The 20,945-nt window shown below is 63.0% G+C and carries 22 protein-coding genes; 13 read left to right on the forward strand and 9 right to left on the reverse strand.

The annotated features are described in order from the left end of the window. The first annotated feature begins 71 nt into the window (after positions 1 to 71). A complete protein-coding gene (locus C3F36_RS11805; protein WP_104455112.1) occupies positions 72 to 2,636 on the forward strand; it encodes a TRAP transporter permease in 2,565 nt (854 codons plus the stop codon). Between the two features lie 88 nt (positions 2,637 to 2,724). Here the strand turns inward: C3F36_RS11805 and C3F36_RS11810 are convergent, their stop codons facing one another. After that, on the reverse strand, positions 2,725 to 2,883 hold the full coding sequence (locus C3F36_RS11810) for a hypothetical protein (RefSeq protein ID WP_005332188.1): 159 nt from the start codon (positions 2,881 to 2,883) through the stop codon (positions 2,725 to 2,727). Positions 2,884 to 3,055: 172 nt separating this feature from the next. On the opposite strand from C3F36_RS11810, the gene C3F36_RS11815 reads away from it, so the two are divergent. Next, the gene (locus C3F36_RS11815) at positions 3,056 to 3,682 is read left to right on the forward strand and encodes a lysoplasmalogenase (protein ID WP_045522987.1); all 627 of its coding nucleotides are present in this window, start codon (positions 3,056 to 3,058) and stop codon (positions 3,680 to 3,682) included. 60 nt (positions 3,683 to 3,742) lie between these two features. On the opposite strand, the gene C3F36_RS11820 is transcribed toward C3F36_RS11815, so the two are convergent. Both C3F36_RS11820 and C3F36_RS11825 read right to left on the reverse strand, forming a co-directional pair. Then, entirely contained in the window at positions 3,743 to 5,296 is a 1,554-nt protein-coding gene (locus C3F36_RS11820) for a DHA2 family efflux MFS transporter permease subunit (RefSeq protein ID WP_104455113.1), read from the reverse strand. Then, complete coding sequence (locus C3F36_RS11825) at positions 5,296 to 6,348, reverse strand: HlyD family secretion protein (protein WP_039040403.1); 1,053 nt, start codon at positions 6,346 to 6,348, stop codon at positions 5,296 to 5,298. The genes C3F36_RS11820 and C3F36_RS11825 overlap by 1 nt, the downstream gene beginning before the upstream one ends. Before the next feature lie 97 nt (positions 6,349 to 6,445). Here C3F36_RS11825 and C3F36_RS11830 point away from each other — a divergent pair, with 97 nt between their 5' ends. Together C3F36_RS11830 and C3F36_RS11835 are read left to right on the forward strand one after the other, a co-directional pair. Beyond that, a complete protein-coding gene (locus C3F36_RS11830; protein ID WP_010672586.1) occupies positions 6,446 to 7,348 on the forward strand; it encodes a LysR family transcriptional regulator in 903 nt (300 codons plus the stop codon). Between the two features lie 240 nt (positions 7,349 to 7,588). Next, positions 7,589 to 7,903 (forward strand): putative signal transducing protein, encoded by a 315-nt coding sequence (locus tag C3F36_RS11835; protein WP_010672587.1) that lies wholly within the window; start codon positions 7,589 to 7,591, stop codon positions 7,901 to 7,903. Positions 7,904 to 7,918: 15 nt separating this feature from the next. Here the strand turns inward: C3F36_RS11835 and C3F36_RS11840 are convergent, their stop codons facing one another. Then, positions 7,919 to 9,202 carry a dicarboxylate/amino acid:cation symporter gene (locus C3F36_RS11840; protein ID WP_199769574.1) on the reverse strand — a complete coding sequence of 428 codons (1,284 nt, stop codon included), beginning with the start codon at positions 9,200 to 9,202 and terminating at the stop codon, positions 7,919 to 7,921. A gap of 208 nt (positions 9,203 to 9,410) precedes the next feature. Between C3F36_RS11840 and C3F36_RS11845 the strand changes: the two genes are divergently transcribed. Further along, on the forward strand, positions 9,411 to 9,656 hold the full coding sequence (locus C3F36_RS11845) for a YecH family metal-binding protein (protein ID WP_039040405.1): 246 nt from the start codon (positions 9,411 to 9,413) through the stop codon (positions 9,654 to 9,656). Positions 9,657 to 9,757: 101 nt separating this feature from the next. Next, entirely contained in the window at positions 9,758 to 10,357 is a 600-nt protein-coding gene (locus tag C3F36_RS11850; protein ID WP_010672590.1) for a YhgN family NAAT transporter, read from the forward strand. 60 nt (positions 10,358 to 10,417) lie between these two features. Here the strand turns inward: C3F36_RS11850 and C3F36_RS11855 are convergent, their stop codons facing one another. Further along, positions 10,418 to 11,395 (reverse strand): LysR substrate-binding domain-containing protein, encoded by a 978-nt coding sequence (locus C3F36_RS11855; RefSeq protein WP_010672591.1) that lies wholly within the window; start codon positions 11,393 to 11,395, stop codon positions 10,418 to 10,420. A 292-nt stretch (positions 11,396 to 11,687) separates the two neighbouring features. Between C3F36_RS11855 and tatA the strand changes: the two genes are divergently transcribed. The 3 genes from tatA (at position 11,688) to C3F36_RS11870 (ending at position 13,805) form a co-directional block, all read left to right on the forward strand. Beyond that, positions 11,688 to 11,852, forward strand: a complete 165-nt coding sequence (gene tatA / locus C3F36_RS11860; RefSeq protein WP_010672592.1) for a twin-arginine translocase TatA/TatE family subunit — start codon at positions 11,688 to 11,690, stop codon at positions 11,850 to 11,852. 10 nt (positions 11,853 to 11,862) lie between these two features. After that, the gene (locus tag C3F36_RS11865) at positions 11,863 to 12,165 is read left to right on the forward strand and encodes a YfcZ/YiiS family protein (protein ID WP_104455115.1); all 303 of its coding nucleotides are present in this window, start codon (positions 11,863 to 11,865) and stop codon (positions 12,163 to 12,165) included. 218 nt (positions 12,166 to 12,383) lie between these two features. Next, entirely contained in the window at positions 12,384 to 13,805 is a 1,422-nt protein-coding gene (locus C3F36_RS11870) for a lytic transglycosylase F (RefSeq protein WP_010672594.1), read from the forward strand. 5 nt (positions 13,806 to 13,810) lie between these two features. On the opposite strand, the gene C3F36_RS23295 is transcribed toward C3F36_RS11870, so the two are convergent. After that, on the reverse strand, positions 13,811 to 13,975 hold the full coding sequence (locus tag C3F36_RS23295) for a hypothetical protein (protein WP_158656103.1): 165 nt from the start codon (positions 13,973 to 13,975) through the stop codon (positions 13,811 to 13,813). A gap of 72 nt (positions 13,976 to 14,047) precedes the next feature. On the opposite strand from C3F36_RS23295, the gene C3F36_RS11875 reads away from it, so the two are divergent. Next, a complete protein-coding gene (locus tag C3F36_RS11875; protein WP_104455116.1) occupies positions 14,048 to 15,301 on the forward strand; it encodes a phospholipase D-like domain-containing protein in 1,254 nt (417 codons plus the stop codon). A 470-nt stretch (positions 15,302 to 15,771) separates the two neighbouring features. On the opposite strand, the gene C3F36_RS11880 is transcribed toward C3F36_RS11875, so the two are convergent. Further along, positions 15,772 to 16,890, reverse strand: coding sequence for a fatty acid desaturase (locus C3F36_RS11880; RefSeq protein ID WP_043154420.1), 1,119 nt, complete (start codon positions 16,888 to 16,890; stop codon positions 15,772 to 15,774). A 149-nt stretch (positions 16,891 to 17,039) separates the two neighbouring features. On the opposite strand from C3F36_RS11880, the gene fabR reads away from it, so the two are divergent. Together fabR and C3F36_RS11890 are read left to right on the forward strand one after the other, a co-directional pair. Further along, positions 17,040 to 17,660 (forward strand): HTH-type transcriptional repressor FabR, encoded by a 621-nt coding sequence (gene fabR, locus C3F36_RS11885; protein WP_010672598.1) that lies wholly within the window; start codon positions 17,040 to 17,042, stop codon positions 17,658 to 17,660. Positions 17,661 to 17,679: 19 nt separating this feature from the next. Further along, on the forward strand, positions 17,680 to 18,045 hold the full coding sequence (locus tag C3F36_RS11890) for a YijD family membrane protein (RefSeq protein ID WP_041212194.1): 366 nt from the start codon (positions 17,680 to 17,682) through the stop codon (positions 18,043 to 18,045). Between the two features lie 33 nt (positions 18,046 to 18,078). Here C3F36_RS11890 and C3F36_RS11895 read toward each other — a convergent pair whose 3' ends face one another. After that, on the reverse strand, positions 18,079 to 18,393 hold the full coding sequence (locus C3F36_RS11895) for a DUF1145 domain-containing protein (RefSeq protein WP_010672600.1): 315 nt from the start codon (positions 18,391 to 18,393) through the stop codon (positions 18,079 to 18,081). Between the two features lie 108 nt (positions 18,394 to 18,501). Further along, the gene (gene rsmD / locus C3F36_RS11900) at positions 18,502 to 19,131 is read right to left on the reverse strand and encodes a 16S rRNA (guanine(966)-N(2))-methyltransferase RsmD (protein ID WP_104452017.1); all 630 of its coding nucleotides are present in this window, start codon (positions 19,129 to 19,131) and stop codon (positions 18,502 to 18,504) included. 110 nt (positions 19,132 to 19,241) lie between these two features. Between rsmD and ftsY the strand changes: the two genes are divergently transcribed. Next, positions 19,242 to 20,840, forward strand: a complete 1,599-nt coding sequence (ftsY, locus tag C3F36_RS11905; protein ID WP_104455117.1) for a signal recognition particle-docking protein FtsY — start codon at positions 19,242 to 19,244, stop codon at positions 20,838 to 20,840. Positions 20,841 to 20,945 lie beyond the last annotated feature (105 nt).

The raw sequence follows: 20,945 nt of genomic DNA on the forward strand, positions 1-20,945 counted from the left end.
GATGTGCCCCGGACTCGCTCCTCCTTCGGGGGAGCGAGTCTCATTTATTGCAGTACCTACAGAGTCACACTATGCAGCAAACACAACAACAAGAGGCGCTCTCGGCCGAGGAGCTGATCGCCCAGGACGTCGGCGCCAGGCTGCCCGTCGGCCCCATGAGCTGGATCATCGCAGGTCTTGCGCTGATCTGGTCCCTGTTCCAGCTCTGGATCGCCTCGCCGCTGCCCTTCTCCCTCGGCATCGGCGTCCTCAACGACACTGAAACACGCTCGATTCACCTGGCCTTCGCCATCCTGCTCGCCTACCTGGTGTTCCCGGCCATGCGCAGCTCACCGCGAGACAGGGTTCCCCTTGCCGACATCGCCCTCGGCCTCGTCGGTGCCGCCGTCGCCAGCTATCTGTTCGTGATGTACCAGGAGCTTGCCCAGCGTCCCGGCAACCTGACCACCATGGACTTCGCGGTGGCCTGCGTCGGCATCCCGCTCCTGCTGGAAGCGGCCCGCCGCGCCCTGGGCCCGGCCCTGGCGGTCATCGCCATCGTCTTCCTGGCCTACAGCCTGGCCGGTCCCTGGATGCCTTCCCTGCTGGCCCACCGCGGGGTGAGCCTGCATGCGCTGGCCAACCACCAGTGGATCACCACCGAAGGGGTGTTCGGCATCGCCCTTGGGGTCTCCACCAGCTTCGTCTTCCTGTTCGTGCTGTTTGGCGCCCTGCTCGAGCGTGCCGGTGCGGGCCACTACTTCATCCAGCTCGCCTTCAGCCTGCTGGGTCACCTGCGCGGCGGCCCGGCCAAGGCGGCTGTGGTCGCCTCGGCCCTGACCGGCGTCATCTCCGGCTCCTCCATCGCCAACGTGGTGACCACGGGCACCTTCACCATCCCCATGATGAAACGGGTCGGCTTCTCCAAGGAGAAAGCCGGCGCGGTGGAAGTGGCCTCTTCGGTCAACGGCCAGATCATGCCGCCGGTCATGGGGGCTGCTGCCTTCCTGATGGTGGAGTACGTGGGCATCCCCTATGTGGAGATCATCAAGCACGCCTTCCTGCCGGCGGCCATCTCCTACATCGCCCTGCTCTACATCGTGCACCTCGAGGCGCTCAAGCTCGGGATGCAGCCCATCGGCAACCGTCAGCCGCGCCCCTGGCTGCGTCGCCTGACCGGCTTCGCCTTCGGTGCCGCCCTCATCAGCGGCCTCTCCATGGCGGTCTACTACGGTCTGGGCTGGCTCAAGCCGGTACTGGGTGACTATGCCCTGCCGGGGATCAGCGTGCTGCTGGCCGTCGCCTACCTGGGACTGCTGAAGATCGCCGCGAGCAACGCACCGCTGCCGGCGGAAGACCCGGACAAGCCACTGGACGAGCTGCCCGAGACCCGCGCCGTGCTGCTCTCCGGCCTGCACTTCCTGCTGCCCGTGGTGGTGCTGGTGTGGTGTCTGATGGTGGAGCGCCTCTCCCCCGGCCTGTCGGCCTTCTGGGGGTCGGTGATGCTCATCATCATCCTGCTGACCCAGCGACCGCTGCTGAACTGGCTGCGCACCGACGGCAAGCATGACTACGGCTCCTTCACCGATGGCGTGGTGGACCTGCGCGAGGGGCTGATTGCCGGTGCCCGCAACATGATCGGCATCGGCATTGCCACCGCCACTGCCGGCATCATCGTCGGGGCCGTCTCCCAGACCGGCGTCGGCCTGGTACTGGCGGATCTGGTGGAGTTCCTCTCCATGGGCAACCTGCTGCTCATGCTGATCCTCACCGCCCTGCTGAGCCTCATCCTCGGCATGGGGCTGCCGACCACCGCCAACTACATCGTGGTGTCCAGCCTGCTGGCGCCGGTGATCGTCACCCTGGGTCAGCAGAACGGCCTCATCGTGCCGCTCATCGCGGTGCACCTGTTCGTCTTCTACTTCGGCATCATGGCGGACGTGACCCCGCCGGTGGGGCTGGCCTCGTTCGCCGCGGCCGCCGTCTCCAAGGGCGACCCCATCAAGACCGGGATCACGGCGTTCTACTACAGCCTGCGTACCGCAGCGCTGCCGTTCCTGTTCATCTTCAACACCGATCTGCTGCTCATCAACGTGGACTTCGCCCACGGCGTATTGATCTTCTTCGTGGCCACCATCGCCATGCTGATCTTCGCTGCCGCCACCCAGGGCTTCTTCCTGGTGAAGAGCCGCTGGTACGAGAGCGTGCTGCTGCTGCTGGTGGCCTTCACCCTGTTCCGCCCTGGCTTCTGGATGGATCTGCTGCACGACCCGTATCGCGACACCGCCCCGGCCGAGCTGGTCCAGACCATGGGGCAGGTGGAGGCCGAGAGCACCCTGCGCCTGCGGATGGAAGGGGAAGATGCGGTGGGCAAGTTGCGCCGCTTCACCGTGTTGCTGCCGGTGCCGGAGGGCGCCAGTGGCGAGGATCGTCTGGCCAAGCTGGGGATCCAGACCTATGAGCAGGACGGCAAGATCCTGATCGACACCGTCACCTTCGGCAGCCAGGCGGCCGATCTGGGGCTGGAGATGGATCAGCAGATCCTGAGCGTCAAGGCGCCCACCGAGCGCTGGCCCAAGGAGCTGATGTGGCTGCCGGGCTTCCTGCTGTTCGGGGCCGTGGTCTGGCTGCAACGCCGCCGGGTCGCTCGGCCCTGATCATCACCCAATAAAAAACGGCGCCTTCGGGCGCCGTTTTTTATGCTGGGCTGTGATGCCGGCCGCTTCGGGCCATCAGTCCAGGGCATCAGTTGGACTGGGTCTGCTTCTGTTTTTGCAGTTGGTCGAGGGTCTGCTGCTCCTGCGGGCTGAGGCCAAGCTGCTCGCAGGCCTGTTCAAAGCTGATGCCAAGATGGCACATCATGATGTCGATAGCGGGCAGGTAGTTGGTCATAGCGTCTTCCATGGTGATCCTCCAGAGCTGTCTCTTATGCCCGAGGGCGGGGATGGGGGCAATTAGACTTTAGGTGTAGGGTGCCATCTGCTTCAGCCTCTGCCACTGGCCGGGGGAATTTGCTACTCTTGCGGGCACTAAAGAGGTTGCCGCCCCAGGGTGAGCAGCCGGTGAGGAGCAGGGCATGTTATTGAGTTTCTTGATCATCGCATCGGGCTGGTGGCACATCCGCGCGGCTTACGGCTCAGACTCCCGTCAGTTCTACATCAGCAAACCCCTGACCATGCTGTTCATCATCGCCCTGGCGTTTGGCTACCAAGGCGACGATCACAACGGCTCCCACGCCTGGATCCTGCTCGGTCTCTGCCTGTCGCTGGCGGGGGACGTGCTGCTGATGCTGCCACGGGATCGTTTCATCCAGGGGCTGGCGGCATTTCTTGTCGCGCACCTCTGCTACATCGTCGGGTTCGCCCAGGGGCCCCTGGTGCTCAAGCTGGTGGACGGCCTGTTGCTGCTGTTGGTGGCCGGCATGGTGTTCGGGCTCCTGTGGGGCCAGCTCGGCGAGATGAGGATCCCCGTCTTCTGCTACATGCTGGTGATCATCGCCATGGCCTGGGTGGCCGCCGGTGCCTGGCATGCCTCTCTCACTGCCGGCAGCGCCGCCGCCCTGGTGGGGGCGCTGATGTTCCTCTTCTCCGACAGCATGCTGGCACTGGACCGCTTCCGCCGCCCCTTCCCCCATGCCACGGCCTGGATCATGAGCAGCTACTTTGCGGCACAGTTCCTGATCGCCGCCTCCCTGGCGGGCTGACCGGCGGACAGCCATGAAAAACGGGCCTTCTGGCCCGTTTTGCTATGTGATCCCCACCTTTCACGCCTCGACCGGTTCTGCGTCAGGGGCCCTCGGGGCCGGCTGCTTGAGCAGCAGCATCAGGGCGCTGGCGACGAGCAGGAAGATACCCATCACGTAGAACACCTGGTTGTAGGCCATGATGGCCGCCTCGCGGCTGATGGTGTTCGACAGCATGACCCGGGCCTGCAACTGGGCCTGCTCCGGCCCGGCTCCCTGGGCCATCATGGTCTGGGCCAGCTGCATCAGATAGGCCTGCCCCTCGATGCTGGTGGCGGCCAGGGTGCTGCCGATCTGGCTGACATGAGTCCGGGTGTCGTTGTCGATAAGGGTGGCGATGATGGCGATGCCGAAGGCGCCCCCCAGGTTGCGCAGCACGTTGAGCAGGGTCGAGGAGGAGGGGATCTCGTCCGGCGTCAGGCTGGCGGTCGCCACCAGGGAGAGGGGCACCATGATGAAGGGCTGCCCCAGGGCCCGCACGATGAGGGACTGGATCAGCTGGGGCCCGGCGTAGTCGGCATTCATGTTCACGTTCATGAAGCAGCTGATGGCGAAGACCAGAAAGCCGAAGCTCACCAGATAGCGCGGATCTATCTTGTGGGTCAGCTTGGGCACCAGGGGGAGCACCAGCAACTGGGGTAACCCCATCCACATCAGCACCTCACCGATTTCCAGGGCGTTGTAGTTGTGGATCTGGGTCATGTAGAGGGGCAGCACATAGATGGAGCCCATCAACCCCATGCCGAGCACCAGGTAGGCGAAGCAGGCCAGGGCGAAGCGCGGGTTGTGCAGCAGCCGCAGGTTGACCAAGGGGTGGCGGCGCAGCAACTGGCTGATGACGAAGAACACCAGGGCCACCACTGAGATGACGGTGAGCCGCACGATGAAGCTCGAGCCGAACCAGTCTTCCCGGTTGCCCTCTTCCAGTACCACCTCCAGGAGGCCGAGACCCACCGCCATGGTGAGGATACCGATGAGATCCACCCGCTTGATCACCTCCCAGTCCACCGGCTTCCTGTCCAGCCCGTGGGCCAGCATGGCCATCACCAGCAGGCCGGGCGGCACGTTCAGATAGAAGATGTAGTGCCAGGACATCTGCTCCGTCAGCCAGCCCCCCAGGGTCGGGCCGATGGCGGGGGCGAAGGTGGCGCACAGGCCGAACAGCGCCATGCCGGTGGCTCGCTTGTGCAGCGGCAGCAGGCTGACGATGAGGGAGAAGGCCATGGGGATCAGGGCCCCGCCGGTAAAGCCCTGCAGCGCCCGAAAGACGATCATGCTGGTGAGGTTCCAGCTGAACGAGCAGAGCACGGAGGCGACGATGAAGGCGCCCGTGGTCCACAGCAGGTAGCGCCGCACGCTCAGTCCCCGGCTCAGCCAGCCGCTCAGCGGTATGGCGATCATCTCCGCCACCAGATAGGAGGTGGAGATCCAGGAGCTCTCGCTCAGGGTGGCCGAGAGTGCCCCCTGAATGTCTTTCAGGGAGGCGTTGGTGATCTGGATGTCGAGGATGGCCATGAAGGCGCCGATGAGGCCCCCCATGACCGCGATCCAGTTGCGGCGTGGTATGGCGTCCATCAGTGGGCGGCCACCACGGGATCAGGGGTGCGGGTGTCGACGATCACCTCGGTGGAGAGGCCGGGCAGCAGCTTGCCCGCCAGGGCGCCCGGATCCGGGATGCGGATCTTGACCGGTACCCGCTGCACGATTTTGGTGAAGTTGCCGGTGGCGTTCTCCGGCGGCAGCAGGGCGAACTTGGCGCCGGTGGCCGGAGAGAGGCTGTCGATGATCCCCTCGACCGGTTGATCCGGATAGGCATCTAGGATCACCTCCACCTTCTGGCCTGGCTGCATGTGCTGCAACTGGGTCTCTTTGAAGTTGGCCTCGACCCACACCTGGCTCAGGGGCACCAGGCTGGCCACCTGCATACCGGACTGGACGTAGAGCCCTTCCCGCAGGCTGCGCTTGCCGATGATGCCGTCAGCCGGGGCTCGCAGCTCGGTGTAGCCGAGTTCCAGCCTGGCCTGTTCGAGCTGGGCCTCGCTCAATGCCAGCCTGGCCTGGTTCTGCTTGGCTTCGGCATCCAGCACCAGCAGCCGCTCGCGGGCGGCCTGCAAGGCGGCTTTGGCCTCCAGTGCCTGGGCCTGGTTGACCTGCAAGCCGGCGCGCACCTCGTCCAGGCTGTCCTGGGAGCTGTAGTGACGCTCATTGAGCTGGCTGACCCGGCGCACCTGCTGCTGGGCCCGGACCTGCTCGGCATTGGCCGAGCTGACTTTTGCCTCGGCCTGGCGGATGAGGCTCAACTGCTGGATACGGGTGGCGGCGAGGTTATCCGCCGTCGCCTGGTTGAGGTGCAGATCGGCCTCGGCCTCCGCCACCTTGGTCCTGTATTCGCGGTCGTCGAGCCGGGCGATGAGCTGGCCGGCCTTCACCGCCTGGTTGTCGGTCACCAGCACTTCGCTGATGTAGCCGGAGAGCTTGGAACCGATGCCGGTCACCTCGCTTTGCAGGTAGGCGTTGTCGGTGCTCTCGAAGTAGCGGCCATGCAGATACCAGTAACCGGCAAACAACAGGCCGAGCAGGGCCAGCACCAGGGCGGCCAGCAGGGGGATCTTCTTGTGTTGACTCATGATATTGGTTTTCCTGAACTGTGGCGGGCAGGCTAACATCGTGCAACTGTTTCGATTAGTATCCATTCATGAGATATACAGTTTCACTGGTGAAACAATGGACCTGAATGCTGCCTTAATCCTCGTTCGTATCGTCGACAAGGGCTCCTTTACCGCCGCTGCCCAGGAGCTGGGCATGACCAAGGCGACGGTGAGCCGCCGCATTGCCGAGCTGGAGCAGCGTCTCGGCGCGCGGTTGCTCTATCGCTCCACCCGGCAGCTCACCCTGACGGAAGCCGGTGAACAATATTATCTACGCTGCAGCAAGGCGGTGGAGGAGCTGGCCCAGGCCGAGCTGATGCTCAGTGCCAGCCAGCAGGAGGTGACGGGGACCCTCAAGCTGGCGGTGCCCATCGAGACGGGACAGCTGGTGGTGGGCAGGCTGGTGGCGAACTTCCTGCAAGCCTATCCGGGCATGAAGGTGGAGCTGGAGCTGACCAACCGCATCGTGGATCCCATCAGCGAGGGGCTGGATGCCATCGTGCGGGTCGGCGACATGAGCGACTCCAACCTGGCGGCGCGGCGTCTCTGGAGCACCGAGCGGCTGCTGTGTGCCAGCCCGGACTATCTGGCGCGCCACCCGGTGATCCAGAGGCCCGCCGATCTGGTGCATCACGAGCGGATCGCGGTCAGCACGGGGTTCCTCGCCTCGCACTGGTGTTTCGAGCTGGATGATCGCGAAGTGCTGGTGGATCCCCCGTCCCGCTTCCAGGTCAACAACATCACCTGTGCCAGGGAGGCGGCGAAGGCGGGGCTGGGGCTGGCTTCCCTGCCCGCCATGCTGTGCCATGATGAGCTGGCGAACGGGACGCTGGTCTCCTTGCTGCCGGAGTGGCAGCAACCCAGGGTACCCATCTACCTGCTGTTTCCCGAGCGGCGCCTGATGCCGCGCAAGCTGAGGGCATTCATCGATTTTCTGGTGGCCAACGGCCCGGCTTACGGCATCGACAAGCTGCTGTAAGGGTTTCGAGGACAACGTATGGAGCGGTGGATGAATCTGTATCGGGCATCTCGCTCCCGGCAGATGCTCGCCCTGGAATGATGGTAGTGCTGGTGATGACGGCTCTGGCAAGGGTTTCGAGGACAACGTATGGAGCGGTGGATGAATCTGTATCGGGCATCTCGCTCCCGGAAGATGCTCGCCCTGGAATGATGGTAGTGCTGGTGATGACGGCACTGGCAAGGGTTTCGAGGACAACGTATGGATCAGTGGATTAACTTGTATCGCGCCTCTCACTCCCTGGAGGCGCATGCCCTGAAAGGGGCCTTGGAGGTAGAGGGAGTCAGGGTGCGCCTCAGCGGCGAAGGGCTCTCCGGCGCGCTCGGGGAGCTGCCGGTGGATCTGCTGCAAGTGACCCTGATGGTGAACGAGCGGGATCGTCAGCGGGCGGGCCGGATCATCGAGCGTTATCAGCAGCGCCAGGGCAACGGCTGGCTGTGCGGCCAGTGCGGAGAGGAGAACGGCGCCAACTTCGATATCTGCTGGCGCTGCCATCACGATCCCCAGGATCATTGAACGCCCCTTGCGCCCTCAGCGCAGGGTGAAGTCGATGTCATCCCCCGCATGGGCATCGTGGTAGGTGGCGAGATCCAGCTCCTTCTCGCTGCGGGCGATGAGCACGGAGACCAGGATGTCGCCGGAGACGTTGACCGTGGTGCGCGCCATGTCGAGGATCCGGTCTATGCCGGCGATGAGCGCCACCCCTTCCAGCGGCAGTCCCACGGCAGTGAGGGTCAGGGTCAGCAGCATCAGCCCGGTACCGGGTGTGCCCGCCGTGCCGATGCTGGCCAGCGTGACGATGCTGATGAGGGTCAGGTAGTCCACCAGATGCAGATCCACCCCGAAGGCCTGGGCCACGAACAGGGCGGTGACCCCCTGATAGAGGGCGGTGCCATCCATGTTGATGGTGGCGCCGATGGGCAGCACCTTGGCGGTGATGGCGGGGGAGACCCCGAGCCTGCGTTCGGCGCAGGCCAGGCTGATGGGCAGGGTGCTGCTGCTTGAACTGCTGGTGAAGGCCACCGCCTGGGCATCGACGATGCTCTTGAAGTAGTGCAACGGGTTGAGGCGCGCCATCAGGAGCAGCAGGCTGCTGTAGACGCCGAGCACGTGGAGCAGGCAGCCGAGGTAGACGGCGCCGATCACCTTGAGCAGCGGCAACAGCAGGCTGACGCCGTACTTGCCGGTCATCCAGGCCATCAGGGCGCAGACGCCATAGGGGGCCAGGGCCATCACCATCTGGGTCAGCTTGAACATTCCCTCCGCCAGAGAGGTAAAGAACAGGATGGCGGGGCGGCTGCGTCGTCCGGTGGCGTTGAGGGCGAGAGCGAGGGCCACGGCGAACACGATCACCTGCAATATCTTGCCATCGCCCATGGCCTGCACCGGGTTGCGCGGCACCAGGTGGCTCAGCACGCTGGCCAGGGTAGGTTGCTGCGCCATGGCGCCCCGTTCATAAGGACCCATGTTGGCGCCCATGCCCGGTTCCAGCAGCCAGCCCATCATCAGGCCGATGCAGATGGCGACGGTGGTGGAGCAGAGATAGAAGCCGATGGCCTTGCCGGCGATGCGGTCGAGCCGCTTGCCCTTGAGCAGGGCGGTGAGGCCTGCCAGGACGGAACAGAAGATGAGGGGCACCATCAGCATCTGGATGGTGTTGACGAACAGGACGCCGATGGGCTTGAGCAGCAGGGCCTGCTCGCTGAAGCAGAGCCCCAGACCTATCCCGGTCAGCATGCCGAGCAGGGTCTTCAACCAGAGCGGGCGACGGGTCCAGATCCGCCAGGGTTTGAAGACCAATCCATGGAACAGCATGACGCCAATGTCCTTATTTTCTGTCTGCGGTGGCAAAAAGGGGCGACAGTGTAGCCATCCCCCCGTCAGGTTGCCACATTATCGACAAAGCGGCGCTCACGACCAGCCCGCTGGCGTTAAAAAAGGCGTTTTGTTGGCCTATATCAAGAACCCTCTCCGGGCTTCGGGCTTTAATTGTCATCTGACATGATGATTAAAGAGGTTCGAGATGTCCCAATCGATACACGGTCACGAAGTGATGGAGATGATGCTGGAGCAGGAGAGTCCGTTTACCCGGGCCAGCCTCAGGGCGGCGATCGCCTCGCGCTTCGGTGCCGAGGCCCGGTTCCACACCTGCAGCGCCAGCGAGATGGACGCTGACGCCCTGATCGACTTCCTGGCCAGGCGCGGCAAGTTCATCGACTCGGAGTCAGGGTTCCAGACCCGCGCCGACAAGATCTGCAACCACGGATGATCGTCAGCGGCGAGCGCGGTGGGGCGCTCGCCGAATCCCGCCACCTTTGTTATATTTCGCCCTCCTTCCCCTCTTGTTGAAAGGTTCTGCCCGGGCGCTCTATGGACACATTCTCCGCTGCCGTCATGCTGTTTCTGATCATGGATCCGCTGGGCAACCTGCCGGTCTTCCTCTCCATCCTGCGCCATGTCGACCCCAAGCGTCGACGCAAGGTAATGCTGCGGGAGCTGTTGTTTTCACTGGTGATCATGATGGGCTTCCTGTTCGCCGGTCAGCAGATCCTGAGCTTCCTCAACCTGCGTCAGGAAGCGGTCAGCATCGCGGGGGGCATCATCCTCTTCCTCATCGCCATCAAGATGATCTTCCCGAGCCCCGGTGGCGTGACCGGGCTGGCGGCGGGGGAGGAGCCCTTCCTGGTGCCCATGGCCATCCCCATGATTGCGGGCCCCTCCATCCTGGCTTCCCTGCTGCTTCTGGCCAACCAGGAGCCGACCCGGATGGTGGACTGGTCATTGGCCCTGCTGATGGCCTGGGGGGCCAGCGCCGTGATCCTGATGTTCTACGAGCTGTTCAACAAGCTGCTGGGTGAGCGAGGACTCACCGCGGTGGAGCGGCTGATGGGCATGCTGCTGGTGATGATCTCGGTGCAGATGCTGCTGGACGGGGTACACCACTATCTGGCGGTGACGGGTCAGAACTGACGGGGCGAATGCTGATGTCAACGTGAAACGGGGCTTCTTGAGCCCCGCTTTTTTTGCGCGTCAGGCGGCAGCGGCCGGGCCATCCGCCGAGGTTTCCAGCTTGCCCATGATGAGGGCGAGCAGGGTCTCCCGCAGCCAGCGATGGCCCGGATCCTCCTCGTGGCGCTGATGCCAGATGAGCAGGTGAGAGATGCTGTCCAGGGCGATGGGCAGCGGCAGCGGCACCAGGGGATAGACCTGGGTGGCGTGGCGGGCGTAGAGGCGGGAGAGGGTCACTATCATGTCCGAGTGCATGCCCATGCGCAGGGCCGCCTCGAAGGAGGGCACGGTCGCCTCGATCCGGCGATAGAGATCCTGCTCCGCCAGCTTGTGATCCAGCATCCAGCGATCCCGCCCCTCGCAGTAGGTCTGCACATGGGGGTAGGCGAGGTAACGGGCGAGATCCCACTCGGGCTCCTGCAAGGCAGGGTGATCCCGCTGCACCAGGCAGGTGAGATCGTCGATGGTGAGCAACCGCTGGCAGATGGCGTTGGGCAGGGTGTCGAGGCGAAAATCCGAATTGATGCAGTTCTCCCGCACCGTGAAGGCGATATCCACCTGGCCCTGGCTCATCTCGGTCAGGCTGTGTTCGGTCCACTCCTCGTAGCGCAGGCGGATGCCAGGGGCCTGACGCTTCAGTTCGCTCAGGTAGAGGGGGGCAAACAGGGTGAAGGCGCTGTCCATGCTGGCGATGACGAACTCCCGCTCCGTGCTGGCGGGATCGAAGTCCGGCGGCTGGATCAGGTTGTCCAGGGAGAGCAGTATGGGCTGCAGTTGCTGCTGGAGATCCAGGGCGCGGGGAGTGGGATCCATCCCGTAGGCCGAGCGCACGAACAGGGGATCGTCAAAGGTCTCCCGCAACCGCCCGAGGGCCTTGCTGACGGCGGACTGGCTCAGGTGCAAACGGCGTGCAGCCCGACTGCCGTTGCGCTCTTCCAGCAAGACTTGCAGGATTATCAACAGATTAAGGTCTATGCGTGCAAGCTGTTCCAGCAACATGATATGAATCCTCTTCAATTCCTAGATGAATATATACCATTTGTTTTCATATCTTGGCGATCCTATGCTCGACGGGTCTCTCGCCTTGGTGGCGGCTGGTACAGGATGTAGCGGTTGAGGGGACAAGTAGCACCGACTCATACGGCGGCCCATGGTCGCCGTATTTTTTTGCGCCTCGTCGCCGTTTTTGCGCGATTTTTTCGCCAACTTGCACCTGCCTTGATTTTGCCCAACAATCGATACGCTTTCTTTTGATACAACCTCCAGGTATCTAACAGTCAGGAGTCTCCCTATGGGACTGGGTGGCATTCATATCTGGCATCTGCTGATCCTGCTCGTGGTCGTCGTCGTGGTGTTTGGCAGCAAACGCCTGGCTGGCGCCGGTGAGGATCTGGGCACTGCCATCAGGGATTTTCGCAACGCCTTGCGCGACGATGACAATATCAGGAATAAGTAGGAGTGAACGTATGTCTGTAGACGAGAAAGTGGAACTGAACGAGACCTGTGACAGTTGTGGCTGTTTTGCCGAAATCGGCACCATCATCGGCGAAGGTGACGATGTGATGGAACTGGTGATCGAGGCCGCAGCAGAAGCCGACGCTCGTGCCAAGCTGGCTGCCTACGAGGCGCTGGCCAAGCAGGTCACTGCCGACGCCAAAAGCAGCAGCGAGCTGAGCCAGGGCCCGGATGGCGTGCTCCTGAAGGCCCGCCTGCAATTCACCTGCACCGCCGAGAAGCTGATCTTCGAGATGCGCGCCCGCTCCCTTTGAGATCGTGATGACACGGCAGGCTTGCCTGCCGTCTTGCTCTGCCCCTCGCTTTTTCCCTCCCTTTGCGTTGTATAGTGAGTTATCCCACGGACGATCCGTTTTCCGTCCGGCATGCGCCGATCGGCAGAAGATCCCGCGACGCCCCATGACTTGGCGCAGGCGCCTTCTCTGACAGACCCGACGGTGCGCACCGGCCCCCACAGCGAGGTGGTTAAATCATGATGCGGCGATGGATCTGGGCCCTGCTGGCTCTCTGCTCTCTCCCTCTGCTGGCGGCGGATCTCAAGCCGCAGTTGCTGCCCCAGGCCGGTGATCTCGAACACATCCTGCAAAAAAAAGAGCTCAGGGCCCTGGTGGTCTATGAGCGGGGGTTTTTCTTTTTCGACAAGGGAGCCCAGTACGGCATCCTGGTCAATCAGCTTCAGGGATTCGAGCGCTGGTTGAACCAGACCTACCTGGCCAAGGAGAAGCTCAAGCTCAAGATCATTTATATCCCGGTGCGCCAGGACAAGCTGCTGGACTATCTGGCCGAGGGGCGCGGGGATCTGGTGGCCGCCAACCTGACGGTCACCCCCACCCGGCGCGAGCAGGTGACCTTCTCCCAGCCGCTGATCGCCCCCATCGAGGAGTGGGTGGTGAGCCAGCGGGAGCTCCCTGCCTTCAATCGCATCACCCAGCTGTCCGGCCGGCGGATCTGGGTGCGAGCCAGCTCCAGTTATTTCGAGAGCCTGCACCAGCTCAACTGGCTGTTTCGGGAGCTGGGGTTGCCCCCGGTCTACATCGAGACGGTTCCCGAATACCTGCAGGACGGGGACCTGCTGGAGATGGTGTCAGCCGGGATCATTCCGCTGACGGTCACCGACAGCTTCAAGGGGCGGATCTGGCTCGACATGATTGGCGGCCTCAAGGCCCACAGGCTGATTCCGCTGCGGGACAAGGGGCGAAGCGCCTGGGCCCTGCGCAACAACAGCCCGGAGCTGCTCAAGGCGGTGAACGCCTACATCTCGGAGTCGAGCAAGCGGACCCTCTACAGTGACATGACATTGCGCCGCCTGCTGGCGCAGAGCGACCGCATGAGCAACATACTGGCGCCGGACCCGCTGGGGCGACTGTCGACCATTCGCAAGGTACTGGAGGCCCAGGCGGACAAGTATCAGCTGGACTGGCTGATGCTGGCCGCGCTGGCTTACAAGGAGTCGGGGCTCAATCCCAATGTCGGCTCTCACCGGGGGGCCGTCGGCATCATGCAATTGCTGCCGAGCACCGGCAAGGAGGTGGGGATCCGAGGCGCCAGACTCACCAGTCTGGAGGGCAATGTGGAGGCGGCCTGTCGCTACATGCGGCTCATCCTGGACACCTACTTCAATGATCCCGGGATGGACAGGCTCAATCGCCATCTGTTCGCCCTGGCCGCCTACAATGCGGGTCCGAACCGTGTCCAGGCATTGCAGGCCAAGGCGGCCGACAAGGGGCTGGATCCGAACGTCTGGTTCGGCAATGTGGAGCAGCTGGTGGCCAACGATGTGGGCCAGGGGCCCATCAACTACGTTGGCACCATCTACAAATACTACGTGGCCTACCGTTTCAGCCTGCCCCAGCTGGAGGGCAAGTCAGAGGCCATCGAGGCGGTGCAGCCCTGAGCCTGTCAATGCTGGCAGGGGAGGGGATCCTCGTGATGCTGCGCAAGGGGCTCCCAGCCCAGATCCCGGTGCTGCTGGTACCAGGGCATCAACAGCCTGGCCAGAGTGGGATCCGGTTGGCTGGCATGAGGTCTCTGACTGAGGGAGGGGTGGTCGCGCAGTTCCATCATCGGCTCCTTGACACTGGGCTATCGGGACGGTTGTCTGGGTTATGCCACCACCAGATGACAGGGAGATGACCCTTGATCCCCGCCGAGTTTGCCTTGCTCGCCGATCCCGGCGCCGCCCTGAAAGCCCGATGCCAGTTGATCCGCCAGGCTCGCCACCGGATCCTCGCCCAGTATTACAGCTGGGAAGAGGACGGCAGCGGCAAGCTGCTGCTGGCGGAGCTGGTGCGGGCGGCCAGGCGCGGAGTGGTAGTGCAACTGCTCATCGACGATCTCTACGGCGGGGAGAACCGCTTTCTGGAGGCGGTGGCGGCGGAACCGGGCATCGAGGTGCGCCTGTTCAACCCCTTCTGGCTGCGGGGCTGGCGTCCCCTTACCTTGCTGCTGGAAGGGGTGCTGAGCTTTCGCCGCATCAACCACCGGATGCACAACAAGCTGCTGCTGGTGGATGGCAGCCAGGCGGTGATCGGCGGGCGCAACATCGGTGATCGTTACTTCGGGCTGGGAATGTCGCCTCACTTCATCGACCTGGATCTGCTCTGCCGCGGCCCCCTCTGTCAGCAGGCCGAGCAGGGGTTCGCGCTGTTCTGGCACAGTCGCTGGAGCCACCCGGTCCGTCGCCTGTTGAGACGCCCCTTGCTGCCAGCCGAAACCCGGGCCCTGAACGACTTCCTGCTGACCCTGACCGACCCCGCCATGGCGGCCGCCTATGATCTGCCGGCCACTCTGTTTGATGAGTGCCCCGTTCCCCTTTGCTGGCATCCCGGGCGAGGGCAGTGCTGGTTCGATCGCCCCGGCAAGGGGCTGGTCGCCCGGCCGACCACGGCGCCCCTGCTGGGACGCATGCTGGCGAGCAATCAGGGGGCCCTGAGGTTGGTGAGCCCTTACCTGATCCTGACTCGGGGGCTGCGTCGCCGGCTCAAGGGGCAGCGACGGCAGGGGGTCGACATCGAGATCCTGACCAACTCCCTGGCCAGCACGGACGTGCCCCTGGTCTATGGCGCCTATCGACGTCACCGTCCCTGGCTCGAGCATCAGGGGATCACCCTGTTCGAGCTGACGACGGAGGCGTTCAGTCTGCATGCCAAGCTGATCCTGATGGGGAAGGAGGAGGCGCTGCTCGGCAGTTTCAACCTGGATCCCCGCTCCCTGATGCTCAACACCGAGTTGATGCTGCACCTCCATAGCCCGACGCTGTGCGACGAGTTGCAGCAACTCATCGATGGCTGGTTGCAGCAGGCCGTGCACCCGGTGGTGGCGTCCCCCTCTGCATGGCGGCGCCTGCTGGCGCAATTGAGCGATTGGTTACCTTTGCATCGTTGGTTGTGAGTGGGATCCGCCTTGTGCGAGATCTCGCAAAGCCTTGTGCGCCTTCGAGGATAACGTTTGCCATCCAAATACGGGACTGGATTGTATAGTATTGTTTTTAATCGATTTATATTAAGAGCGGAGTAACAATCCAGGTTCCTCGACTGCATAGAGGTGCGTGTAGAACGGTTTTTTATTTTATTTAACTGCGTAGTATCTCGAGTGCAAGGACAAACACGGCGGCTGGTCTGTCGTGTGGGTGACGGCAACAGGGGAAATGGGTCAACCGGATTGCTCCGGCAGGCGAGGCGGATCGGGAGCGGAAACCCGTGATGCCAGACAGACCCCCGTGGTTGCGGGAGCCCAATATGGAACATGCTATTTGCGAGGGGGTGACATGCGAATGTTGCCCCATTTTTTTTATGCCCGCCGTCCACTTGCCCAATCAAAAAGACCGCCTGCTGGCGGTCTTTTGCGTGATGTCTCGGCGATCAGGCGAGGCCCGCCAGCAGACGACTCCAGTTGCGCTTGGCAACGAGGAAACCGTCTCGCAACGTGCGGTACTCCAGTTGCAGCCTGAGCCTGTCGTAGCGTGCGAGGGCTGTGCGCTTGCGCTGCTCCAGCAGTGACTTGCGGCTGGCATAGTAGTGCTGGATCTGCAGGCTCAGCTTGTCGTACTCCTCCTGCAGCAGTGCCTGCCAGCGTTCCCTGTCGTCCTGCTTGTGCACTCTGGCCTGGGCGCGCTTGAGTTGCATCTCCAGCCTGGCCTGTTCGATGCGTTCCTCCGGGCAGGATCTCAGGTCTTTGGCGAGCCCGCACCAGGCGGCGGTGCGGATCAGCCACTTGGTGGGGTCGAACTGCCACCATTGAATGCCGTTGCGGTAGTCGTTCTCGAACAGGTGATGGAAGTTGTGATAGCCCTCGCCAAAGGTGAAGAAGGCCAGGATGCCGTTGTCCCGGGCGCTGTTGCGATCCGTGAACGGTTGGCTGCCCCAGATGTGGGCCAGGGAGTTGATGAAGAAGGTGGTGTGATGAGTCATCACCATGCGCAGCACCCCGGCCAGCAACATCATGCCGAGCAGATCCCCGTGCAAGAGGCCGAGCAGCAGCGGAATGCCGATGTTGGTGACCAGGGCCAGGGCGAGATAGTGCCTGTGCTGGAAGGCGACCACGGGGTTGTTTTGCAGGTCGCGCACATTGCTGTAGTCGTGGTAGGTATCGCGCTGGTATTCCCGCAGCATCCAGCCGATGTGGGAGTACCAGAAGCCGCGACCCGCACTGTAGGGATCCTTCTGGTTGTCATCCACGTGGCGGTGGTGGCGGCGATGATCCGAGGACCAGTGCAGCGCCGAGTTCTGCAGGGCTAGCGCGCCTCCGATGGCGAAGATCCATTGCAGGGCCGGGTGCGCCTTGTAGGACTTGTGGGACCAGAGCCTGTGGTAGCCGGCGGTGATGGAGATGCCGCAATAGCAGAACAGCAGCAGGAAGCAGAGCCACTGCCAGAGGTCGTAGCCCTGGCTCAGTCCATACCAGGGGACCGCTATCAGTGCCGTCAGCCCGGAGAGGGCGAACAACAGGGTGTTGGTCATGATGATCGGGGGGCGGTCCATTTCACTCGGCTCCTTTCAGCGAACAGCTGTTCACTATTCTCCATTGAGCTGGAATGCGGGTCAATGGTAAAAAAGTCGGAGACAAACCTGATCCCGGCCCCGCCTTCGGGTTATCATCTGGCCTCGCTAATCTCAAGGTGACTGTTTTCGTGGGTATTCGCGCGCAACAAAAAGAAAAAACCCGGCGTACGCTGATCGAGGCGGCGTTCAGTCAACTCTGCGCCAACCGCAGTTTCTCCAACCTCAGCCTGCGGGAAGTGGCCAGAGAGGCGGGCATAGCGCCGACCTCCTTCTATCGCCACTTTCGGGACATGGAAGAGCTGGGGCTGACGCTGGTGGACGAGGGAGGGCTGACCCTGCGCCAACTGATGCGCCAGGCGCGCCAGCGCATTGCCGGTGGTGGCAGCGTCATCAGCACCTCGGTGCAGACCTTCATGGAATTCGTCGAAAACAACCCGAACATCTTCCGGCTGCTGCTGCGCGAGCGCTCCGGCACCTCGGCTGCGTTCCGTCAGGCGGTGGCCCGGGAGATCCAGCACTTCATCGCCGAGCTGACCGATTATCTGGAAGCCACCACGCAGGCGCCACGGGAAGAGGCCTATATCCAGGCCGAGGCCATGGTGACCATTGTCTTCAGCGCTGGTGCAGACGCCCTCGACATGACTCCGGAAGAGTGCAAGGCACTGTCGGAGCGCACCATCAGCCAGTTGCGGATGATCGCCATGGGCGCCGAGGTGCAGAACCGCAAGCGCCACGAATCTCTCACATAACGCAAGGATGGACAGCCTCATGCATGAACCGAACGCGATTCCGAAGAAGCCCCTGGTGCTGGCCCTGCTGATCGGTATCTGTGGCGATGCCTTCCTGTCGGCCTTGATGGAGTCGGTCGTCCCCTTCTCCTTCTACCCCCTCATCGCCCTGTTGCTGGCGGCCAGCCAGCTCTATCAGCACTATCGCCATGAGCCCATGGTGGGCAACACACCCAGTTGCATCCTGCTCTGCTTCTTTATCGGCGTGTTCGGCCATTCTGCCCTGGTCAAGGTGCAGTACCCCGAGCTTGGCAGCAACTTCTTCTCCCTCATTGCCATGCTGCTGCTGCTCGCCGCTCTCTCCATCAAGCTGGGAATCAGCCTCGGAAAAACGCAGAAGGAGTGACGAATCACTCCTTCTGGTCGGGCCGGGGGTGGCCTAGTCGGCCCTGGGGGGAGTCTCTCCCTTCTTCCTGGCGTCTATGATGGCCTGCAGCTTGGTGCGGATATCCATCATGCCGAACACCCCGAAGATCAGCACCTGGGTGAATTCGAGACGAGTGACCGCGAAGTAGGGTTTGCATGCCGCCTTGATCATGCTGGCCTGTACCCAGTGCATCAATATCACGATGACGCCGCACACCGGCAGAAAGCCGTTCAGTTTGCCCGGCAGGGTGCCCAGCAGGGCGAGTGCCACACCGAACCAGAAGAACAGTAGCACCCCCATCGCCAACAGATTAAACACCCGCTTCATCGTTTACCTCCCGTACATAGAGTTGATAGCAGGCCTGATGTGATCGACCTGCTTGTCCTTGAGCCGTTGTCCAAATTGACGGAGAAGGGGACTGTGCCCATCTCCCCTTTAAACAGCAGCGTCATGCTTGGTGTCCCGCAGATAGAGCTGATAGCAGACCTGACCAGCCTGCTTGTCCTTGAGTAGTGTCCAGCTGGCGGGCAGCGTCAGATCGGCCATCTCTTTTTCCCGCTCCAGATAGATGAGGGCATCGGATGCCAGCCAGCCGCGTTGCTCCAGCAGCTCGCACACCTGGGGCAGCAGCTCGCGACGAAACGGTGGGTCCAGAAAGACCAGATCGAAGGGGGTGGCCGGGCCTTGCAGCCAGCTCACGGCATCGGCCTGGATCACCTGCCCCTGGCTGCTGCCCAGGGTCGTCAGGTTCTTCTTGAGCTGGTCGGCGGCGCCTCTGTCCATCTCGATCAGGGTGACCTGTTCGGCATAGCGGGACAAGGCTTCCAGCCCCAGCCCGCCGCTGCCGGCGAACAGATCCAGGCAGCGGGTACCGCGCACGTGGGGAGCCAGCCAGTTGAAGATGGTCTCCTTGACGCGATCCGTGGTGGGCCTGAGCCCTTCCACATCCCTGACGGGGAGTTTGCGCCCCTTCCATTGGCCGCTGATGATTCGTACCACGCCCGCTCGCCCCTGGGGGGCCGGGCTCTTGCTCGGGCTGTTACGGCTGGATTTCACTCTGGGCATCGCGTTTCGTCGTCAGAAAATAAAGTGATAGTATAAGGCGGTTCATTTTTATGCCGACCCGCCGAGGGACGGCTATCTTAGCAGTCAGCCTTTGATGTGAGTATTTTTAGATGGCAAAAGGTTTGTTTTCCTGGCTGGGTTTCGGCCGCAAGAAAGAAGAGGCTGAGGCCGTTCCATCGCAGGCGCCCGACGCTACCCCGGCGGTCGTCGAGTCGGAGGCCGCCGCTGTTCCCGCGCCTGTCGCCGATGTTGCCCCGGCTGATGCCCCTACCGCCAAGCCCGAAGCGCCGCTGAGCGGCCCTGACGAAGGCCCCCTGGTTGTGGAAGAGCCGGAGGGCGAGCTTGAGCCCGTCATCGTCAATGAGGCCTTGATCTCAACCGAAGCTCAGGTCGCAGAAGAAGCCATTGTCGCCGCCGAAGCCCGCGCTGAGGAAGAGGCTCGTATTGCCGCCGAGGCTCGCGCCGCAGAAGAAGCCCGTATTGCCGCCGAAGCCTGCGCCGCAGAAGAGACCCGTATTGCCGCCGAGGCCCGCGCTGCGGAAGAGGCTCGCATCGCCGCCGAAGCCCGCGCCGCAGAAGAGGCCCGTATTGCTGCCGAGGTCCGCGCCGCAGAAGAGGCCCGTGTTGCCGCCGAAGCTCAGGCTGCCGAGGAAGCTCGTGTCGCCAAAGAGGCCCAGCGAGCGGAAGATTTGCGTCTGGTCGCCGCGATGGAGGCTGAGGCCGCCGCTCTGGCCGCTCTGCCACTGGCCGCCAAGGTGGACGACGACACTCAGGAGAAGCCGCAGCGGGAGGGCTTCTTTGTCCGCCTCAAGCGCAGCCTGGTGCGTACCAGGGAGAATATCGGTTCCGGTTTCTTCGGCCTGTTCAGCGGCAAGAAGATCGATGACGATCTGTTCGAAGAGCTGGAGACGCAGCTGCTGACCGCCGATCTTGGCGTCGACACCACCACCCGCATCATCGAGGGGCTGGTACAGCACGCGGACCGCAAGCAGCTCAAGGATGCCGAGGCGCTCTACGGTCTGCTCAAACAGGACATGGGCGAGATGCTGGCCAAGGTCGAGCAGCCCCTGGTGATCGACACCAGCAAGAAGCCTTACGTCATCCTGATGGTCGGCGTGAACGGCGTCGGCAAGACCACCACCATCGGCAAGCTGGCCAAGCAGTTCCAGGCCGAGGGCAAGAGCGTGATGCTGGCCGCTGGCGATACCTTCCGTGCTGCCGCCGTCGAGCAGCTGCAGGTGTGGGGTCAGCGCAACAACATTCCGGTGATTGCCCAGCACACCGGTGCCGACTCCGCTTCCGTCATTTATGACGCCATCGAGGCTGCCCGCTCCCGCGGGGCTGACGTGCTGATCGCTGATACCGCCGGCCGCCTGCAGAACAAGAGCAATCTGATGGAGGAGCTCAAGAAGGTGGTGCGGGTGATGAAGAAGCTGGACGATGCGGCACCCCACGAGATCATGCTGACTCTGGACGCAGGCACCGGCCAGAACGCATTGAGCCAGGCCAAGCTGTTCAGCGAGGCGGTGGGCCTGACCGGCATCACCCTCACCAAGCTGGACGGCACTGCCAAGGGTGGTGTCATCTTCGCGGTGGCCGACAAGTTCCAGATCCCGATCCGCTACATCGGGGTGGGTGAGGGGATCGACGATCTGCGCCCGTTCGTCGCCAACGACTTCATCGAGGCGCTCTTCAGCCGCGAAGAATAAATCCGGCCGACATGAGTCGGCCCAGCCGTGACGAGCACGTGTTCCATACCCCGACTCCGGTCGGGGTATGTCACTATGAGAGCGCAGGCATGGCTCATCCGGGCA

The organism is Aeromonas sp. ASNIH2, assembly GCF_002934795.1.
GTDB lineage: Bacteria > Pseudomonadota > Gammaproteobacteria > Enterobacterales > Aeromonadaceae > Aeromonas > Aeromonas caviae.

Bases quoted from the DNA above. Each gene is read 5' to 3' on its own strand.
- C3F36_RS11805 (WP_104455112.1), top strand. From the start codon at position 72: ATGCAGCAAACACAACAACAAGAGGCGCTCTCGGCCGAGGAGCTGATC.
- C3F36_RS11810 (WP_005332188.1), bottom strand. From the start codon at position 2,883: ATGGAAGACGCTATGACCAACTACCTGCCCGCTATCGACATCATGATG.
- C3F36_RS11815 (WP_045522987.1), top strand. From the start codon at position 3,056: ATGTTATTGAGTTTCTTGATCATCGCATCGGGCTGGTGGCACATCCGC.
- C3F36_RS11820 (WP_104455113.1), bottom strand. From the start codon at position 5,296: ATGGACGCCATACCACGCCGCAACTGGATCGCGGTCATGGGGGGCCTC.
- C3F36_RS11825 (WP_039040403.1), bottom strand. From the start codon at position 6,348: ATGAGTCAACACAAGAAGATCCCCCTGCTGGCCGCCCTGGTGCTGGCC.
- C3F36_RS11830 (WP_010672586.1), top strand. From the start codon at position 6,446: ATGGACCTGAATGCTGCCTTAATCCTCGTTCGTATCGTCGACAAGGGC.
- C3F36_RS11835 (WP_010672587.1), top strand. From the start codon at position 7,589: ATGGATCAGTGGATTAACTTGTATCGCGCCTCTCACTCCCTGGAGGCG.
- C3F36_RS11840 (WP_199769574.1), bottom strand. From the start codon at position 9,202: ATGCTGTTCCATGGATTGGTCTTCAAACCCTGGCGGATCTGGACCCGT.
- C3F36_RS11845 (WP_039040405.1), top strand. From the start codon at position 9,411: ATGTCCCAATCGATACACGGTCACGAAGTGATGGAGATGATGCTGGAG.
- C3F36_RS11850 (WP_010672590.1), top strand. From the start codon at position 9,758: ATGGACACATTCTCCGCTGCCGTCATGCTGTTTCTGATCATGGATCCG.
- C3F36_RS11855 (WP_010672591.1), bottom strand. From the start codon at position 11,395: ATGTTGCTGGAACAGCTTGCACGCATAGACCTTAATCTGTTGATAATC.
- tatA (WP_010672592.1), top strand. From the start codon at position 11,688: ATGGGACTGGGTGGCATTCATATCTGGCATCTGCTGATCCTGCTCGTG.
- C3F36_RS11865 (WP_104455115.1), top strand. From the start codon at position 11,863: ATGTCTGTAGACGAGAAAGTGGAACTGAACGAGACCTGTGACAGTTGT.
- C3F36_RS11870 (WP_010672594.1), top strand. From the start codon at position 12,384: ATGATGCGGCGATGGATCTGGGCCCTGCTGGCTCTCTGCTCTCTCCCT.
- C3F36_RS23295 (WP_158656103.1), bottom strand. From the start codon at position 13,975: ATGATGGAACTGCGCGACCACCCCTCCCTCAGTCAGAGACCTCATGCC.
- C3F36_RS11880 (WP_043154420.1), bottom strand. From the start codon at position 16,890: ATGGACCGCCCCCCGATCATCATGACCAACACCCTGTTGTTCGCCCTC.
- C3F36_RS11890 (WP_041212194.1), top strand. From the start codon at position 17,680: ATGCATGAACCGAACGCGATTCCGAAGAAGCCCCTGGTGCTGGCCCTG.
- C3F36_RS11895 (WP_010672600.1), bottom strand. From the start codon at position 18,393: ATGAAGCGGGTGTTTAATCTGTTGGCGATGGGGGTGCTACTGTTCTTC.
- rsmD (WP_104452017.1), bottom strand. From the start codon at position 19,131: ATGCCCAGAGTGAAATCCAGCCGTAACAGCCCGAGCAAGAGCCCGGCC.
- ftsY (WP_104455117.1), top strand. From the start codon at position 19,242: ATGGCAAAAGGTTTGTTTTCCTGGCTGGGTTTCGGCCGCAAGAAAGAA.